Here is a 17,702-nt window from a genome sequence, read left to right on the forward strand (position 1 = left end):
GGGTTCCTCACTCACTCACCAGAACTTGGTCTTCGGGCCGCCAGTGGGCGACGACCCGGGTGCCCGGGCTGACCGCGGCCGGCTCGCCGACGGGCAGCACCGCGCAGCCGACGGAGTCGTCGCCGTAGGCCAGCTCGATCCGGTAGTACGTGCCGTAGAAGGAGACGTCGGTGACCGCCGCCGGAGCGACGTTGCTCCCGGCGGGCACCGACGTCTCGTCGAAGGCGATCCGCAGGCGTTCGGGTCGCACGATCAGCGCCTGCTGCTCGGTGCCGTTGCCGGGCTCGGGGACCGTCCATTTGCGGTCGTGCCACTCGTACACGTCGGCCGGCCGGTAGCGGCCGCCGAAGACGTTGGACTCGCCCAGGAAGCGCGCCACGAAGCGGGTTGTCGGACGGTGATACAACTCGCCCGGCGTGCCGACGGCCACGATCCTGCCCTGGTCGAAGATGGCAATACGGTCGGACAAAGTCATCGCCTCGTCCTGGTCGTGCGTGACGAAGACGAACGTCAGGCCCAGCTCCTGGTGCAGGCGCTTGATCTCGCGCTGCAACGACTGGCGCAGCTTGCGGTCGAGCGCACTCAACGGCTCGTCGAGCAGCAGCAGGTTGGGCGAGAAGACGACCGCGCGGGCCAGCGCGACCCGCTGCTGCTGACCACCGGAGAGCTCGTGCGGGCGGCGCTCGCCCATGGCCCCCAGGTCGACCAGTTCAAGCGCTTCCTGCACCAACTTCGCCGTCTGGGCGGCCGGCACCTTGCGCTCGCGCAACGGGAACGCCACGTTCTGGGCGACGGTCAGGTGCGGGAAGAGCGCATAGTTCTGGAACACCATGCCGAAGTTGCGCTTGTGGGCCGGCGTGCGGGAGATGTCCTTGCCGTTGAGTTCGATCCGGCCCGACGTCGGTTCGGTGAAGCCGACGATCATGTTGAGCGTCGTGGTCTTTCCCGAACCGCTGGGACCGAGCAGGGTCAGGAACTCGCCCGGCTGGATGTCGAGGTCGATGTGATCGACCGCGGGGTCGCCGGAGCCGTACTGCTTCGTCAGGTCGACGAGGTGAACCTGGGCGCCTGTCATCGGGACCTCCGCTTTCGTGCCCCCGCGAGCTGGGCGAGCAGGATGGGAACGCTGACCAGCACGACCATGAGACTGGAGGCGGCCGAGATGGTCGGGTCGATCTGGATGGTGATGCTGTTGAACATCTGGACGGGCAACGTGATCGCGCCCGGCGCCTGAAGGAAGAGCGCGATGACGACCTCGTCGAGCGACGACACGAAGGCCAGCACGGCGCCGGACAGGATGCCGGGCAGCACCAGCGGCAGGGTCACCCGCCGGAAGGCCGAGACCGGACCCGCGCCCAGGCTCGCCGCCACCGCCGGCAGCCGGGCGTCCATGCCTTGCAGGCGAGCGGTCACCGCGATCACCACGAAGGGCAGCGCCATCGCCGTGTGAGCCAGGATGATGCCGATCAGCGTGCCGTTCAGGCCGATCTGCAGGAAAGCCGAGAAGACGACGAGCGCGACCAGGATGTGCGGCACGATCATCGGCGACAGCAGGAAGCCGTTGACCGCGCCGCGCCACCGGGGCCCGAGCCGGGCCAGGCCGAATGCCGCCATGGTGCCGAGCACGGTCGCGAGGACCGCCACGTAGATGCCGACCTGGACGGTGTTGAGGATCGCGGCCGTCCATTCGGGCGACGTGAACAGGTTCTCGTACCAGCGCAGCGACCACTCCCGGGGCGGGAACTGGAACGTCGTGGCGGCCGAGAAGCTCATCGGGAAGATGACCAGCGTCGGCGCGACCAGAATGATGGCCACGACCGTTGTGTGAATGCGAAGCCACGGCCGTACGGAGGAACCTTGCTCGCCGGTCGAGCCGGAGCGCACGGGCTGCCCGCCGGCCGCCGTGACCGCGACGTTCTGCCCGGCCAGGCGGCGGCTCAGGCCCAGCACGAGCAGCGTGACCACGAGCAGGAACATGCCCATGGCGCCCGCTCCGCCGAAGTCCAGCAGCTCCTTGGCCCGGACGTTGATGACCTGGGCGATCATCGCGCTGCGGGTCGAGCCGAGCAGGGCCGGGGTGACGTAGAAACCCAGCGACAGCACGAAGACCAGTGACATGCCGGCCACCACACCCGGCGCGGACAGCGGCAGATAGATGCGGCGGAACGCGCGGGCCCGGGGCGCGCCCAGGCTCTGGCCGGCGACGACCAGGCGGCCGTCGATCTGCGACATGGCGCTGTACAGCGGCAGCACCAGGAACGGCAGCAGCACCTGGGTCATCGAGATGCCGACGGCCAGGGGAGTGCCGAGCAGGCGCACGTCGCCCAGCCCGAACGGCGTCAGGATCTTCTGCACCAGCCCGCCGTCCTGCAGCAGCACCAGCCAGGCGAAGTTGCGCGCCAGCATGCTCGTCCAGAACGGCACGAGCACGACGGTGACGAGCACGGCCCGCATCGTCGGGCCGACCAGCGTCATCGCGTACGCGTAGGGATAGGCCATCAGCACGCCGGCGACCGACACGATCAGCGCGATCAGCAGCGTCCGGCCGAGCACGCGGATCGTGTAACCGTCGGTGAAAAGCGAGGCGTAGTTGCCCAGCCCGGTCTCCGGCTCGGTGAAGCTGTCGACCACGAGGCTGGCCAGCGGCACCAGGAACAGCACCACCAGGGCCAGCACAGCCGGCGCCAGATAGAGCCAGCCCGAGGACGGCCTGCTCCGGCGGGCCGGGGCCGCCCCGGGACGCCCGGTCGGGGGCGCCTGCGGGACGGCGGTCGAGACTGCCATGATCAGCCGACCTTCCAGCTGGTCCAGCGCTTGACCAGGGCGTCGGTGTTGTCGATCCACCACTGCTTGTCCTGCTCGAGGGTGCGGCCACGGTCGGGCAGGAAGGCGTTGAACTTCTTCTGCTCGTCGGTGTAGCCGACCGAGTTGAGGTCGACGTCGGGCCGCGAAGGCGCGGTGCCGGTCAGCTTCGCGTAGGCGACGGACTGTTCGGGCTCGGTGACGAACGCGAGCATCTCTTGCGCGAGGTCCTTGTGCGGCGCGCCCTTCGGAATGACGAGTGCTCCGATGTCGGTGGTGTTGAAGTCCCACACCGGCACCAGGTTCGCGCCGCTCTGCGCCGAAACGATGGTGCGCGCGGTCACCGTGAGGACCATGCTGGCCTGCTTGTCGACCATCATCTGCTGGATCGCGCCGTAGCTGGGCGCGAAGACCAGCGAATCCTTGATGGTGTCGATCTTCTTGAACGCCCGGTCGAGGTCGAGCGGATAGACCTTGTCCGGCGCGACGCCGTCGGCGACGAGCGCGGCCTCGAACAAGCCGGCCTTCGGGTAGTCGTAGACGACGCGTTTGCCCGGGAACTTCTTGGTGTCGAAGAAATCGTCGATCTTGGTCGGCTTGTCGTTCGGGTACAGGTCGGCGTTGTAGCTGAAGATGTTCGCGTACCGGTAGGTCGGCACGAAGCAGTCGCCGGTCGTGCCGGGCGGGAACTTGCTGCGGTCCAGCGCCGGGTTGTCGAGCTTCTCGAACAACTCGCCGCAGTAGGCGCCGGCGTAGATCCAGCTCATGTTGGCCAGGTCCCAGATGGTCTTGCCGGACTTCACCATGGTGCGCACCTGGGCCTGCTCGGCCGGGCTGATGTTGGTGAACTTGGTGCCGGTCTTGGTGGTGAACGGCACCTGAAGGGCGTTCTTCTCGTCCTCCTGGAACTGTCCGCCGGTGCTGGCCCAGGTCAGAGCCTTCTCGTCGGCGCCGCCCCCGCCGGAGTCGCCGCCCACGCCGCAGGCCGAGATGAGCAGGGCGGCTGTCGCTATAGTCGTCAGAAATTTATAAGTTTGCATATTTATCGCCTCTTCTCGGATCGGGAACCGTCGCCGGTTCCCGCGCACGGTGAATCGGAGTGGGGCGGTGCGTGGTCAGTCCGCCGCGTTGTCCGACGGGCTGACCATCCGCCGGCTGATCGTCTCGGCTCCCGACAGCAGGGCCTGGGCCACCTCGCTGTCGGTTCCGTCGGGCACGAACTGGGCGATGTCGACGGCGGCCAGGGTCGCCACGACCTGACCGTTCTGATCGCGGACGGCGGTCGCCACGGCGCTGATGCCGTTCTGCGGGCTTGGTTTGAAGGCGATGCCGGTGCGGCGGACCTCGTCGAGCTCCGCCTCGGTGGCGTTGACCGGCGGCGCGCCCTCTCGGAAGCGGTAGTAGGACTCGTCGCGGAAAGCCCAGAAGACCATCGTCTGGGCCGCGTCGGGGCCGAGCTGGCTGCCGACAGCTATCGAGACATGGGCGGTCCGGCTGGTGTCCTCGCGCACCTGGGCCACCACCGGCGCGGTGCCGTTCCAGACGCTGAGCACGATGGTCAGACGCACCCGGTCGCTGATGTCTTCCATCACCGGGCCGGCCAGGTCGAGCACGCCAAGCCGGGACAGGGCCATCGTGCCCAGTTCGGCCAGCAGCACGCCGAACTCGTACTGGTTGCGGTCCCGGCGCTGGAGGAGGCCGTGGTTCTCCATCGAGGCCAGGTAGCGGTGGGCGGTGGACTTGCCGACACCCAGCTCCTCGGCCGCGGACACCAGATCGATGGTGTCGTGGGCCGCGAGCAGTCGCAGCAACTGGACGACCCGGGCCACCACCTGGAGGTCACCGCTGGCGATCTCGAGCCCGTCGGCCGCGGCGCGCGGGCCCCGAGAGGTGCTCGTCATGCGTTCCTCCCTCTACCGTCCCGCATTGCGGGGTGGCCGTCCGGATATCCGGTACCGAGGAATGTAGGTGATCCATCCCGCGGCATGTCAAGGTCCGCGGGAGATTTCCCGGTCATCAACCGCAAGTTAATTCGGTGAGTGACAGCATTGTACGATTGACATACAATCTGTGACCGGTGTGAACAGGCGATTCGGAGGAAGTCACATGCGCGGACTCAGGGGCAAGGTGGCCATCGTGACCGGTGCCGCCGGCGGGATCGGGGCGGCCACGGCCCGTCGGCTCGCCGAGGAGGGCGCGCACGTCGTCGCCGTCGACCTCGACGAGGAGCGTCTGCGCAAGGTGGCCGAGTCGCTGCCGGTCGAGGGGCACTGGGTGCGGGCCGACGTCTCGTCCGAGGAAGAAGTGACGGGTTACGTGCGGGCGGCGGCCGAGCGGTTCGGCCGGGTCGATCTGCACCACCTCAACGCCGGCATCCCCGGGTCGTTCGCGACGCTGCCCACGCTGACGGTGGCCGAGTTCGACCAGGTCATGGCGGTCAACGTCCGGGGCGTCTTCCTCGGCGTGCGCGCCGCCTTCCGGCAGTTCGCCGACCAGGGCTCGTCCGGCAACGTGGTCATCACCGGCTCGATCGGCAGTCTGCGCGGCAGCGCCGACCTGCTGGCCTATCAGACCTCGAAGCATGCCGTGCTCGGCATCCTGAAGGGCGCGGCCATGTACGGCGGGCCGCTGGGCGTGCGGGTCAATGCCGTCGCCCCGGGCATCGTGCCCACCGACCTGTTCGCCGCGACACCCGAGGTGGCCGGCGGCAAGGACGACATGTCCCGGCGAGCGAGCAGCACGCCGCTGCGCCGGGCCGGCACGGGCGACGACGTCGCCGGGGTGGTGGCTTTCCTGCTCAGTGACGACGCCGCCTACATGACCGGCGAGGTCGTGTCGGTCGACGGCGGCGCCGCCATCGTGAGCACTGTCCGGCCCTCCGGTGGCGCCGGCGCCTGGGACTTCGCGGCCTACGACGAGTCGTTGTACGGCGGTCCGGCGAACTGACGATTCCAGCTTCGCGCAGCCGCGGCCGCGATGGGGCATGGGCCGCGCTGGGTGCGCGCCCCTGCCCTCACGCGCCGACGGGTAGCGGGGCCACCACGTCTATGTCGGTGCGCACATCGATGACGACCGGGCGGCCCGCCGTCAGGGCCCGGTCGAGCGCCGGCGCCAGGTCGCGCGGCTTGTCGACGCGGATGCCGAGCGCGCCCATCTCCCCGGCGACGCGGGCGAAGTCGACGTCCCGATAGACCCACAACTCGCGGGACTTGTCGGTGCCCTGCCCGCCGTAGGCCCGGTCGAAGCCACGCTTGCTCTGGTTGCCGCCGCTGTTGTTGTTCACCACCGTGACGAGGTTGGCCCTCCGGCGTACGGCGGTCTCGATCTCGCCGAGGTGGTAATAGAGGCCGGCGTCGCCGGTGAACACCACCACCGGCCGCTCCGGCGCTGCGAGCTGGGCGCCCACGCCGGCCGAGAACGCCCAGCCGAGGTGGCCCGCACTCCGCAGATAGCCCTGGCCGGGGGCGGTTATGTCATGGAATTGGGCCATCCACATGCCGGCGTGGCCGGTGTCGGCCACCAGCACCGCATTGCCGGGCAGCCCGGCCGTCAGCTCGCCGGCGATGCGCTCCGGCCGGACCGGCACCGCGTCGCTGGTCAGCACGTCGCGATACTTCGCCCGCCAATCGGCCCTCAGCTGCTCCACCTCGGCCAGCCACGCTTCCCGCCTGTCCGGGCCGGCCTGACCCCCTCCCGCTCGCACCCGTTCTTCGCTTGTGCGTCCCTCCTCCCGGCGTGAGCTGGTCAGGGTGAGCATGCGGGTCAGCGCCACCTTGGCGTCCGCGGCCAGGAAGGCCCGCAGGGGATAGTTCAGCCCGAGCCGGGACGGCTCGATGTCGATCTGGATCGCCGGCGTGCCCACCGGCGGCACGGCCCAGAAGTGCGTCGTCATCCCGCCCGTGCCGGTGCCGATGAAGCAGACCAGGTCGGCCCGGGCGACCGCCTGGTTCGCGCACTCGCGTGAGTACGTGCCCACGACGCCCAGCGACAGCGGGTGCGTACCGGGAACGGTGTCTTTGCCGTTGGCCGAGGTCGCGACCGGGATGCGCAGGATCTCGGCCAGTGCGACGAGTTCGGCGCCGGCGCCCGACGCGCGGACCCCGCCGCCGGCCACGATCACCGGTCGTTCCGCCTCGGCCAGCAGCCGCAGCATCTGTACGACGGTCTCATCGTCCGGCACCGGGCGGATCGGCGGCACCTGCCCGAACGCCGGCTCGACGAGCGGCTCGGCGCCGGTCTCGCCGGTGTCGAGCTGGCCCTCGTTGCCCTGGATCTGCAGGTGCACCGGGCCGGGAGCGCCAGTGGTGGCCACCCGGAAGGCCTGCCGCAGCATGTCGGGCAGCCGGTCGACGTCGTCGACGGTCGCATTCAGTTTGGTGACCGGATCGAAGGCGGGCAGGTCGTCGATCTCCTGGTAGGTCCGGCGGAACTTGGTGGCCGGCGACCGGCCGCCGGTCAGGGCGATGACCGGGGAACCGGCCAGGAACGGCTCGCGCAGCCCGGCAGCGAGATTGAGCGCGCCGACCACCTGGGCGGCCGCGACGCCGGGGCCGCCGGACACCCGCGCGTAGCCGTCGGCCATGTAGGCGGCGGCCTTCTCGCCGTGGGTGACCACCCGCTCGATGTGCGGGTGGTGGCGCTCGAGCTCGGCCAGCGTGCGGCGCAGGATCGCCGGGACGAGGAACAGATGCGTGACACCGTAGCCGTTGAGCATGTCCGCGATGACGCGGGCGCCGGACCTCATCCGGCGACTGCCCCGGCCGGCTGGTTCTCGTCGCGCCACTCGGTGATGGCCCGCTCGGCCAGCCGGAACGCCTCGAGCGCGGCCGGGGCGCCGCAGTAGGCGGCGGTCTGCAGCAGGACCTCTTGGATGTCGGCCTCGGTGCAGCCGTTGTTGAGCGCGCCCCGCACGTGCACCGAGAACTCGTGCGGGCGGTTGAGCGCGGTGAGCATCGCCAGGTTCAGCAGGCTGCGCGTACGGCGGTCGAGGCCCGGCCGCGACCAGACATCACCCCAGCAGCTGGCCGTCACGTACTCCTGCACGACCCGGGTGAACTCGGTCGCCTTCAGCATCGACCGGTCGACGTGCGCGTCCCCCAGGACTTCACGCCGGACCCGGTTGCCGCGTTCGAGCCGGCTCTCGTCAACACTCATGGACCGCTCCTGTCTCCTGCCGATGGGCAGGGACAGCGTACGACGGTCATACAATCTTGAGAAGGTGTGACTTACCCTTCGCCCTGCTCGGCGAGCGCCTGCAGGCCGGCCTCGCAGGCTTGTTCGACGTGCCGCGCGCAGGCGGCGGCGGTGGCGTCGGCGTCGCTCGCGTTGACCGCCCGGACGATCGCCTGCAGTTCCTCGACGCTGTGAGCCAGGCGGCCCGGCACCGACATGGACAGCGAGCGCAGCACGCTGACCCGGGCGTGCAGGCTGCTCACGACCGACTTGAGCGCGTCGTTGCCGCCGCCCTGGAACAGCACGTCGTAGAAGGCGTCCTTGGCGGCCAGGATGGGCTGGCCCTTGGCCGCCGTGCGGTCGACCTTCTCGAAAGCGCGGTTCAGCGCCCGGCGGTCGGCGTCGCTCGCATTCTCGACGAAGAGACGCCCGGCCAGCGCCTCCAGCGCCGAGCGGACCTGGTACAACTGGCGGGCCTCCTCGGCGCTCACGCTGGCGACGACGGTGCCCTTGTTGGGGATCGCCGTGACCAGGCCCTCGGCGGTCAGCTCGCGCAGCGCCTCACGGACGCTCGTGCGTGAGACGCCGGTCATCTCGACCAGTTCCCGCTCGATCAGCCGTTGACCCGGGACCAGCCGCCGGTCCAGGATCGCCTGCCGGAGGTTGTCGGTCACCTGGGAGCGGATGAGAGCCGGAGCCCGCTCGACCCGCAACACGTTCGCTCCTGCCACCGGTCCTCCTTTGTGTGCTTGTCCGACATCTTACCGAGCACGTCGAGTCACCTCTGTCGTTGTTTCAAATCGTATGACGATGATACGATCCTCGAACCCAAAACCCCTTGTGAGGAGCCATCATGGCGCGGTTGGGATTCGCTCGCAGGCTGGCCTCGGCCGACCGTTGCCTGGTCGGCACCTGGCTCAAGATCCCGGCCCTCGAGCCGATCGAGATCCTGGCCGACGCCGGATTCGACTACATCGTCATCGATCAGGAGCACGCGCCGCTCACCCTCGAGTTCGCCTACCAGGCGACGGTGGTGGCCCAGGGCGCCGGCCTGTCCGTGCTGGTGCGGGTGCCCGACCGTAGCGGCAGCCACCTGCAGCGGCTGCTCGACTCCGGCGCCGACGGCATTCTCGTGCCGCGGGTGACGTCGGTCGAGGAGGCGTCGGCCGCCGTCCGGCAGATGCTCTTCTCGCCCGGCGGCGACCGCGGCCTGGGCGCCACCTCCCGCGCGGGCCGCTGGGGCGGCCTCTCCCGCGAGGAGTACCTGCGCTTCGGCGACGAAGAGGTCATGCGGGCCGTCCAGTTGGAGGACCGCGCCGTTCTCGAGCAGGTCGAACAGGTTCTCGACGTGCCCGGCCTCAACGGCGTCTTCCTCGGCCTGGGCGACCTCGGCCTGTCCACCGGTCTGCCCGGCTCCGATCCCGAGATCCAGAAGCTGGTCGACGGTCTGCTGTCGGCCGCCCGGGCCCGGGGCATCCCGGCCGGCACCGCCGTGCAGACCGCCGCCCAGGCCCGGCAGGCGGCCGACCGCGGCTACTCGTACGTGATGGTCAGCAACGACACCAGCCTGCTCCGTTCCGCCGCGGCGTCCGCGGTGGCGGATTTCCGTGCTTGAGTAAGGAGAACTCCCATGGCGTTCGACAAGAGCGATCTGCGTTCCACCCTGCCGGCCGGCGCAGCCACGGCGCCCACCCCCGAGCGGTTCTCCGGCTCCGAGCATGTCCAGTTCCGCGACCTGGCTCCGGCCGAGAAGGCCGACGGCGTGTCCACCTGGTACGCCCGGGGCCAGAACTTCGTCGTCGGCTACACCGAACTCGACGGCACTGTCTCGTTCAGCCGCACCGACCAGCCCGACGAGTATGTGGTGCTGCTGGCCGACGACGAGCTGGGCGCGACCGTCGGGGACGTCTCGGTCTCCGGCAAGACGATGATCGTCGTGCCGCCCGGCGACAGCATGGTGACCGTGACCGGGCAGGGCCGCGTGGTACGGCTGCTCACCACACGGGCGTCCGACATCGCCGACCTGGCCGCCAATGCCGCCTCGTACACGGAAAGGCACGAGAACATCCCGGAGTTCGCACCGTGGCCCGAGCCGGTCGGCGGCTACCGGATCCGCACCTACGACCTGAACGTCGAACCGCTGAAGAACCCGCCCTTCCGGCTCTACCGGTGCACGACGTTCATGGTGAACTTCATCGACCCCAAGCAGGGCCCGCGCGACCCGTCGAAGATGTCCCCGCACAAGCACGACGACTTCGAGCAGTGCTCGATCGTGCTGGCCGGGGAGTACATCCACCACATCCGCTGGCCGTGGACGACGAACAAGGCCAACTGGCGCGAGGACGAGCACCAGCGCGTCGTGGCGCCTTCGGTCACCGTCATCCCGCCGCCGTCGCTGCACACCAGCGAGGCGATCAGCGCCGGCACCAACCATCTGATCGACGTGTTCTGCCCGCCGCGCGCCGATTTCTCGGCCATGGAGGGCTGGGTCTTCAACGCGGCCGACTACCCCGCGCCGCAGGCGGACTGACATGCGCGTAGCGATCATCGGCGCCGGCCTGGGCGGCATTGCCGCCGCGGTCAAACTGAAGAAGAGCACCTCGGCCGAGTTCGTCATCTTCGAGCAGTCGGCCGGCGTCGGCGGCACCTGGTACGACAATCGGTACCCCGGCTGCGAGGTCGACGTGCACTCGCATGCCTACTCGTTCTCGTTCCTCAAGTACGACTGGAAGCGCACCCACGCGACCCAGCCCGAGCTTCTCGCGTACGCCGGACACGTGGTCGAGCGCTTCGGCCTGACCCCGCACCTGCGGCTCAACACGAAGGTCACCGGTTTGGTGTGGGAAGAGTCGACATCGACCTACACGCTGTCCACCGCGGACGGCGACAGCCAGGAGTTCGACGTCGTCATCTCGGCACTGGGCCTGCTCAGTGTGCCTCGTTATCCGGAATGGCCCGGGCTCGAGACGTTCGAAGGTCCGTGCTTCCACACGTCGCGGTGGGAGGAGCACGACCTCAACGGCAAATCGGTGGCCGTGGTCGGCACCGGCTCGACCGCCGTGCAGATCATCCCGTCGATCGCTCCGCACGCCGGTCAGGTGCACGTCTTCCAGCGCGAGCCGGGTTGGATCGAGCCGAAGAACGAGCGCGAGTACACGGCCCGCGAGCGGTGGATGTTCCGCCACGTGCCGCTGCTGCAGCGGCTGCACCGGGCTCGGATCTTCCACCAGGGCAACCAGCGGTTCAAGGGGTACGACGTCGGATCCCGCCGCCAGCGCCGGATGCGCGACGTCTGCGAGCGCTTCATCGCCGGCAGCATCGCCGATCCGCGGACGCGGGCCGCGGTCACGCCCGCCTACCCGTGGGGATGCAAGCGGCCGGTGCTGTCGTCGACGTTCTATCCCGCGCTCAACCGCGAAAACGTCGAACTTGTGCCGCACGCGGTCACGCGGGTGACGCCGACCGGCGTGGTCGACGCGACCGGCGTCACCCGCGACATCGACGTCCTGATCCTGAGCACCGGCTTTCAGCCCACCAAGTTCCTGGCCGGCCTGGACGTCAAGGGCCGCGACGGCCGCGGCCTCCACGACGTCTGGCGCGAGCGAGCCAGCGCCTTCCTCGGCATCACGGTGCCCGGTTTCCCGAACTTCTTCATCCTGTACGGGCCCAACACCAACGGTGGCGTGTCGGTGATCGCGCAGCTGGAGCGCCAGGCCGAGGTGATGGTGGCCGCCGTGCGCCGGATGGAACGCGCCCGGCACGGCAGCGTCGACACGTCGGCCGCCGCGACGCGCCGGTTCATCGGCTGGGTCGACCGCCGCCTGGCCACCAGCGCCTCCGCGATGAACTCGGGCTGCCACAACTACTACCACGACCCGTCGGGCCACAACGTGACCCAGTGGCCGGCCGGTCACCTCGCCTATGCCCTGGCCACCCGGCTGCTGGCGCGATTCGGACTGCGTACGGGAAATCCGCTCAGCCGTTGACGGTGAGGCTGCTCTTCGCCAGGTCGTAGGCGGGGAGCATGTCCTCGTACTCACTGCTGTCGAAGCTGTCCAGGGAGACGGCGACCAGTCCCTGGCCGGTGTCGACCACGAACGCCCGCTCGGGCTCGATCTCGTCGTCGAGCTGGCTCTTCTGCTCGTAGACGACCTCGAGGCCGGGCCGGCCGCCGATCTGCGCCTCGGTGAAGACCGGCTTCAGCGCCCGCTTGCCGATGAAAGCGGTCAGGTTCTCGCGAGCGTCACCGCCCTTGCCGGTCCACACCCGCAGGAAACCGATCAGGCCGGCCGGTTTGGCGTCGATCTCGCAGACCATCGTCATCGGGCCGCGCTTGGCGAAGGCCTCGAACACTTCGTCGCCCTCGTCCTGCTCGACGGCCTTGGCCTTCCAGTCCTCGGCGACGCCGAACGTCACCGGCAGCGCGCACGGGCTCGAGGCGCCACCGACCTTCGCCGATTCCGGGACGGCGGGAGCCGCCGGGGAGGCCGCGGTCGGAGCGGCAGTGTCTTCACCCTGGCAGGCGCCGAGGAAGAGGACGGCGGTGGCGAGGGCGGCGACGTGGGCGGCACGGGCTGGAGGTCTCACGAGGTCGAGAGTGTACGGCCTGCCGTGGGCACCGTGTGCCCCGTACGAACGGGGTTGATCTTGCCGTTCTGTTTTGATTACTGTCTCCGCCCGTGATCCGAATGCGAGTTGTTCCCGCCGTCCTCATCGGCGTTTCCCTCATGGCCGCCCTGACCGCTTGTGGCGGCGACGAGACCACGGCCGCGTCCGCGCCCGCGGCGACCACCGCGGCTGCTCCGGCCCCGACGACCGCCGCGGCCGACCCCGCGGCGTCCGCCGCTGACGACAAGAAGCTCTGCGCGGAGGCGGAGAAAGCCGGCAAGGAGATGAAGGCCGAACTCATCAAGACCCTGCAGGCTGCGGAGGGCGAACCGGACGCCGCCGCCATGGGCAAGGTGCTCGTCGGGCTGGCCGACGACCTGAACCAGGCCGCCGCGTCCAGCGACAGCAAGGTCGGGCAGGCACTCAAGGCCTTCGCCGCCGCGTCCGACGAGGCCGGCAAGGCGGCCAACCCGGAGACCGCGGCCGACAACCCGGCCTACGAGCAGGCCGGCAAGGACGTCCGGGCGGCGTGCAAGGAAGTCGGCGTGGCCGTCAACTACTGATCGTCGCCACGTGCAGGCCGTCGTCGGAAACCGTTGAAGGGAAACGGTCCCAGACGGCGGCCTCGTGGAAGGGCAGGACGCGGCGGGTGTCGTGGCCGACGCTCGCCAGCATCTCGTCGGCGAACGTGAGCCAGGTGGCGGCGCTGCCGGTCGTCATAGCGATCGGAGCGTAGACGCCGTCGCCGCTCAGGCCCTCCAGATTCTCGTAGCTGTAGACGTTGTCGCCGGCGAAGACCCACGTGCCCGTACGGTCGTCGGTGACCGCGACGACCTGGGAGCCGGCGGTGTGCGTGTCGTGGGCCGGGCGGAGTTCGACGCCGGGCGCCACCTCGGCGAAGCCGTCGACCAGGGTCGCGGCGCGGCGGGCCAGGTGCTCGGGCAGGTCGGCCTGGCACGAGCGGGTCAGGAACTCGAAGCGGCCGGGCCGTTTCGCGGCGGCCACATACGACTCGATCTCGCGGCGCTGGATGTAGACGTGCGCGCCGGGAAACGCATCGACACAGCCGGCGTGGTCGAAGTGGTTGTGGGTCAACAGGATGGTGTCGACCTGGCCGGGCGTGACGCCGGCCCGGGCGAGCACGTCGACCGGGTGGGCCCACCGGGTCTCGCCGTACTTGTCAGTGAGCCGCTCGTAGGTGACCTCGTCGGCGAAGCCGGTGTCGACCAGAATGCACCTGTCCGGCGATCGGAGGAGTCCGAAGCAGTACGGCATGCGGCGGTGGCCCTCGTTGGGCTGGGCCGCGAAGAGGTTGCTGGCCGGGAACCGGTCGACGTAGCCGTACTCGAGGATCTGGATCGACCAGTTCATGCCGGCGGCCGGGCTTCGCTGGCCGATGGCTGTGCGCTTTGCTCAGGCCGCCGTGTGGCCGGAGCGGGCGGCTGCACGTCGAAGACTGCCAGCTGCCAGGCCACCATGTTGTAGTAGCCGACGATCGTGGTCAGTTCGAGCAGGCCTTGCTCGCCGAGCGCCTTCGTGGCGGCGCGGAACTCGTCGTCGTCGACCGTGCCGGCGTTGAGGATGCGCACGGTGGTTCGGTGGACGACCGACTCGATGTCCGACAGTCCGACCGGCTCCTCGCCGTTGGCCAGTGCGGACAGGTCGGCCTCGCTGAGTCCGGCCGCGGCGCCGGCGCGCTCATGGGCGTACAGCTCGAAGGCACTTTTGTGGTGATGGCCGACGAGCAGAATCGCGATCTCGCGAGCGCGGGCCGGAATCTGCGAGCCGTAGCGGACGGCGCTGCCGATCTGCTGCAGCGGGCGGCCGAAGGCCGGATTGATGATCCAGACCGCGGGCGGGCCGATCAGGCGGCCGTCCGGAGCGACGAGGGTGAACGGGCTGTCCGGCGCCACGCGCTTGCCGGAGGTGTAGATGTCGTACAGGGCTCGCTGCTCGTCGGTCATGGTCGCGGGGTCGGTGTCGGCGATTCTCAAGCGGGCACTCCCAGGAAAGTACGCGGGTTGGTGGACACCATGGTGGCTATCTGCTCGTCGCTCCAGCCCAGATAGGCGAGCTGCTCGAGGAACATGCGGAGGCATTCCGGCTCGGGCGGCACCCAGCGCGAGAAGACGTCGGTGGTGAGGATCGCCCGCTCCGGGCCGACCGCGGTCAGCGCCTCGCTCACATCGCGGATGGTCAGATGCGCGTCCGGATGCACCAGCGGGGCGTTGCAGAACTCGAGGTAGGCGCCCATGTCGACGAACTCGTGCAACACCGTCGGATCGGTGGTGTAGTGCAAGGGATGGGTGATGAGCAGATGCTGTCCGATTCCGGCGCAGTACGCGGCGACTGCCCGGCTCTCGTCGATCGAGGCGTGCCCGGTGGCCAGGGCCAGACCCAGCCCGCGGCAGGCGTCGATGACCGCCCGCGCCCGCCCGGAGAGCGTGCCGTTCTCGAGGAGCGTTATGGCGTTGCGAGTGGCGTATCGCTCGAAGGACGGCGCTGTCCGGCTCAGCAGCGTGGAGATGTAGCCGCCGCGGCCCACGTCGGCCGCCGAACCCCATGTCGGCAGGAAGACCACGCGCGCCCCGTGGGCGGCCGCGAGTTCGACGACGGCCGGCTCGAGCCCGCCGGCCGGGGGATTGAGGGTGATGCTGCCGTGAATCTGGAAGCCGGTGCCGGCCATCGCATCCTGAACGGCCCGGGCCCGGTCGGTGGTGGTCCACAGATGTGACTTGAGCACCCAGCCCGCCATGCCGTAGGCGTGCGCCAGCCGGGCCACCTCGAAGTCGCTGCCGCGGTTGGGCAGACCGGGGGAGATGTCGGGCCGGCCGTGCACATGAACGTCGATCGCTCCGCGCAGCAGCCGGTCGAACCCCTCCGGCTGGGCCGAGGCGAGCGACACCTCGTCATGGTCAGGCATGGCAGAATTGTATGACCGTATGACAGTACGCTCAAGCCTGCGTCTTGAGCCGCGGTTCGATCGTCAACACGATCAGCGTCGGCGGCCTGCGCGGCAGCTCCGGCGTGGGCCGTGACGACGAACTGCGACTGCGGAGTATTTCGCGTCCTCCGGCGGAGAGCGTTAGTCCCAGACGACGACGTTGCGGCGGACCGGGGTCGAGCCGTCGTTCGAGGCGAAAAGCTCGGGGTTGCTTTCGCGGATGCGTTCGACGTCGTCGAATACCGCGCGCAGGTGGACCCGCATGGCCGCGTGGGCCTCGGTTATGTCACCGGTGCGGACGGCGTCGAAGATGGCTCGGTGCTGGGCGGCGTTGACCGTCGGCGGGGTGGCGTCGTGCAGGCCGAGGCGGCGGGCTCGGTCGAGGTGACCCTTGGCGTTGCTGACCGTCGTCCAGGCGGCGCCGTGTCCGCTCAGTCTCAGCAGGCCTAGGTGGAACTCCTCGTCGAGGGCGAAGAAGTCCTCCAGGGCTATGCCGGGCTGATCCTGCCGGCTCAGGTTGTCGTCGAGGTCGGCCAGCAGCTGCGGGTCGATGGTTTCCGGCAGGTCGTCGAGGGCGGCCAGCTCGACGGCCTCGCGGATGAACTGGGCGTCGGCCACGCGGACGGGGTCGACCCGGGAGACGAACGAGCCGATCTTGGGGAACACCTGCACCAGGCCTTCCTCGGCCAGGAGGATCAGGCTTTCGCGTACGGGGGTGCGGGAGACGCCGAGGGCCGCCGCGAGTTCGTTCTCGCTGAGTGAGGCGCCCGGCGGCAGCTCCATCGTCAGCACTTTGCGCCGCAGCGTCGCATAGACGGTTTGCCGGTTTGTGCCTGCCACGGGAGTCAGCATAGAGCGCCCCTTGACTTTCTGTGCGACAGCATCTTGTATACAAGCAGTCGCACACAAGAAATCAGGGCGTAACGAGGGAGTGATCCGATGGCAACGATCGACCGCGTCGAGGTTCTGGTGACGTCGCCGGGGCGCAACTTCGTGACGCTGCGGATCACCACGTCCGACGGGGTGACCGGGCTGGGCGACGCGACCCTCAACGGCCGCGAGCTGGCCGTCGCCGCCTATCTGCAGGAGCACCTGGCGCCGTTGCTGATCGGGCGCGACCCGGCCCGCATCGAGGACACCTGGCAGTACCTGTACAAGGGCGCCTACTGGCGGCGCGGGCCGGTCACCATGACCGCGATCGCCGCCGTCGACGTCGCGCTGTGGGACATCAAGGGCAAGGTGGCCGGGCTGCCGGTCTACCAGCTGCTCGGCGGGCGTTCGCGCGACGGTGTGCTGGTCTACTGCCACGCCAGCGGCAGTGATGTCGAGTCGCTGCTGGACGACGTGGCCTCGTACCAGGAAAAGGGTTTTCAAGCCATCCGGGCCCAGGCGGCCGTGCCGGGACTGAGCGGCAGCTACGGCGTCCGCAAGGGCGCCTTCTACGAGCCGGCCTCGACGAACCTGCCCGACGAGCAGGCGTGGAGCACCGAGGCCTACCTCGACTTCGCGCCGGCCTATCTGGCCAAGGTGCGCGAGAAGTTCGGGTTCGGCATCCACCTGCTGCACGACGTGCACCACCGGCTCACCCCGATCGAGGCCGCCCGCTTCGGCAAGAGCGTCGAGGAGCTGCGCCTGTTCTGGATGGAGGACCCGACGCCGGCCGAGAACCAAGACGCCTTCCGGCTGATCCGGCAGCACACGACGACGCCGATCGCCACGGGCGAGGTGCTGAACTCGATCTGGGACGTGCAGACGCTCATCACCGAGCAGCTGATCGATTACGTACGTACGACGGTCGTGCACGCCGGCGGCATCACCCACCTGCGCCGGATCTTCGACCTGGCCGCGCTCTACCACGTGCGTACGGGATCGCACGGGGCCACCGACCTGTCGCCGGTGACCACGGCGGCCGCGGTGGCCGTCGACATCTCGGTGCCCAACTTCGGCATCCAGGAGCACATGGGGCACACCCCCGAGACGTACGAGGTCTTCCGCGGCACACCTCGGCTGGAGAACGGGATGCTGTACCCGTCGGAGGAGCCCGGTCTGGGCATCGAGTACGACGACGAGGCCGCCGCTCGATTCCCGTACGACCCCAAGTACCTGCCCGTCGCGCGCCGTCTCGACGGCTCCGTGCACGACTGGTGACCCTGTTCCGCACGCTCAGCAGGCAAAG

General features: G+C 69.4%; 18 protein-coding genes. 6 read left to right on the forward strand and 12 right to left on the reverse strand.

What is annotated here, in order from left to right; translation table 11 throughout:
• Positions 1-7: 7 nt before the first annotated feature.
• The 4 genes from OWR29_RS04355 to OWR29_RS04370 all read right to left on the reverse strand — a co-directional run bounded on the left by OWR29_RS04355 (position 8) and on the right by OWR29_RS04370 (position 4,703).
• The gene (locus tag OWR29_RS04355; protein WP_267561074.1) at positions 8-1,075 is read right to left on the reverse strand and encodes an ABC transporter ATP-binding protein; all 1,068 of its coding nucleotides are present in this window, start codon (positions 1,073-1,075) and stop codon (positions 8-10) included.
• Positions 1,072-2,784: an ABC transporter permease subunit gene (locus tag OWR29_RS04360; RefSeq protein ID WP_267561075.1), complete on the reverse strand. Its 1,713-nt coding sequence runs from the start codon at positions 2,782-2,784 to the stop codon at positions 1,072-1,074. Before OWR29_RS04360 ends, OWR29_RS04355 begins: the two co-directional genes overlap by 4 nt.
• Positions 2,785-2,786: 2 nt before the next feature.
• Positions 2,787-3,842: an extracellular solute-binding protein gene (locus OWR29_RS04365; RefSeq protein WP_267561076.1), complete on the reverse strand. Its 1,056-nt coding sequence runs from the start codon at positions 3,840-3,842 to the stop codon at positions 2,787-2,789.
• A gap of 75 nt (positions 3,843-3,917) precedes the next feature.
• Positions 3,918-4,703 (reverse strand): IclR family transcriptional regulator, encoded by a 786-nt coding sequence (locus OWR29_RS04370; protein ID WP_267561077.1) that lies wholly within the window; start codon positions 4,701-4,703, stop codon positions 3,918-3,920.
• A 205-nt stretch (positions 4,704-4,908) separates the two neighbouring features.
• Between OWR29_RS04370 and OWR29_RS04375 the strand changes: the two genes are divergently transcribed.
• On the forward strand, positions 4,909-5,748 hold the full coding sequence (locus tag OWR29_RS04375; RefSeq protein ID WP_267561078.1) for an SDR family NAD(P)-dependent oxidoreductase: 840 nt from the start codon (positions 4,909-4,911) through the stop codon (positions 5,746-5,748).
• 67 nt (positions 5,749-5,815) lie between these two features.
• Here OWR29_RS04375 and OWR29_RS04380 read toward each other — a convergent pair whose 3' ends face one another.
• From OWR29_RS04380 to OWR29_RS04390, 3 genes are all read right to left on the reverse strand, one after another.
• The gene (locus tag OWR29_RS04380; protein ID WP_267561079.1) at positions 5,816-7,546 is read right to left on the reverse strand and encodes a thiamine pyrophosphate-binding protein; all 1,731 of its coding nucleotides are present in this window, start codon (positions 7,544-7,546) and stop codon (positions 5,816-5,818) included.
• Complete coding sequence (locus tag OWR29_RS04385; protein WP_267561080.1) at positions 7,543-7,956, reverse strand: carboxymuconolactone decarboxylase family protein; 414 nt, start codon at positions 7,954-7,956, stop codon at positions 7,543-7,545. The genes OWR29_RS04380 and OWR29_RS04385 overlap by 4 nt, the downstream gene beginning before the upstream one ends.
• 71 nt (positions 7,957-8,027) lie before the next feature.
• Entirely contained in the window at positions 8,028-8,705 is a 678-nt protein-coding gene (locus OWR29_RS04390; protein ID WP_267561081.1) for a GntR family transcriptional regulator, read from the reverse strand.
• A gap of 122 nt (positions 8,706-8,827) precedes the next feature.
• On the opposite strand from OWR29_RS04390, the gene OWR29_RS04395 reads away from it, so the two are divergent.
• From OWR29_RS04395 to OWR29_RS04405, 3 genes are read left to right on the forward strand one after another with little or no spacing between them, the layout of a single operon-like run.
• Positions 8,828-9,589, forward strand: coding sequence for an HpcH/HpaI aldolase family protein (locus OWR29_RS04395; protein WP_267561082.1), 762 nt, complete (start codon positions 8,828-8,830; stop codon positions 9,587-9,589).
• Between the two features lie 15 nt (positions 9,590-9,604).
• Positions 9,605-10,504 carry a cupin domain-containing protein gene (locus OWR29_RS04400; RefSeq protein ID WP_267561084.1) on the forward strand — a complete coding sequence of 300 codons (900 nt, stop codon included), beginning with the start codon at positions 9,605-9,607 and terminating at the stop codon, positions 10,502-10,504.
• Position 10,505: 1 nt separating this feature from the next.
• Positions 10,506-11,960 carry a flavin-containing monooxygenase gene (locus OWR29_RS04405; protein WP_267561085.1) on the forward strand — a complete coding sequence of 485 codons (1,455 nt, stop codon included), beginning with the start codon at positions 10,506-10,508 and terminating at the stop codon, positions 11,958-11,960.
• Here the strand turns inward: OWR29_RS04405 and OWR29_RS04410 are convergent.
• A complete protein-coding gene (locus OWR29_RS04410; RefSeq protein WP_267561087.1) occupies positions 11,950-12,561 on the reverse strand; it encodes a lipoprotein in 612 nt (203 codons plus the stop codon). The genes OWR29_RS04405 and OWR29_RS04410 overlap by 11 nt on opposite strands.
• Before the next feature lie 92 nt (positions 12,562-12,653).
• Here OWR29_RS04410 and OWR29_RS04415 point away from each other — a divergent pair, with 92 nt between their 5' ends.
• Positions 12,654-13,145 carry a hypothetical protein gene (locus OWR29_RS04415; RefSeq protein WP_267561088.1) on the forward strand — a complete coding sequence of 164 codons (492 nt, stop codon included), beginning with the start codon at positions 12,654-12,656 and terminating at the stop codon, positions 13,143-13,145.
• On the opposite strand, the gene OWR29_RS04420 is transcribed toward OWR29_RS04415, so the two are convergent.
• The 4 genes from OWR29_RS04420 to OWR29_RS04435 form a co-directional block, all read right to left on the reverse strand.
• A complete protein-coding gene (locus tag OWR29_RS04420; RefSeq protein WP_267561089.1) occupies positions 13,135-13,953 on the reverse strand; it encodes an N-acyl homoserine lactonase family protein in 819 nt (272 codons plus the stop codon). The genes OWR29_RS04415 and OWR29_RS04420 overlap by 11 nt on opposite strands.
• The gene (locus tag OWR29_RS04425; RefSeq protein WP_267561091.1) at positions 13,950-14,576 is read right to left on the reverse strand and encodes a carboxymuconolactone decarboxylase family protein; all 627 of its coding nucleotides are present in this window, start codon (positions 14,574-14,576) and stop codon (positions 13,950-13,952) included. Before OWR29_RS04425 ends, OWR29_RS04420 begins: the two co-directional genes overlap by 4 nt.
• Complete coding sequence (locus OWR29_RS04430) at positions 14,573-15,505, reverse strand: DUF6282 family protein (protein WP_267561092.1); 933 nt, start codon at positions 15,503-15,505, stop codon at positions 14,573-14,575. The genes OWR29_RS04425 and OWR29_RS04430 overlap by 4 nt, the downstream gene beginning before the upstream one ends.
• A 162-nt stretch (positions 15,506-15,667) precedes the next feature.
• A complete protein-coding gene (locus OWR29_RS04435; protein ID WP_267561094.1) occupies positions 15,668-16,366 on the reverse strand; it encodes a GntR family transcriptional regulator in 699 nt (232 codons plus the stop codon).
• 99 nt (positions 16,367-16,465) lie between these two features.
• On the opposite strand from OWR29_RS04435, the gene manD reads away from it, so the two are divergent.
• A complete protein-coding gene (manD, locus tag OWR29_RS04440; RefSeq protein ID WP_267561096.1) occupies positions 16,466-17,674 on the forward strand; it encodes a D-mannonate dehydratase ManD in 1,209 nt (402 codons plus the stop codon).
• The last annotated feature ends 28 nt before the right edge of the window (positions 17,675-17,702 follow it).

The sequence above is a fragment of the Paractinoplanes pyxinae genome, from assembly GCF_026626335.1.
GTDB lineage: Bacteria > Actinomycetota > Actinomycetes > Mycobacteriales > Micromonosporaceae > Actinoplanes > Actinoplanes pyxinae.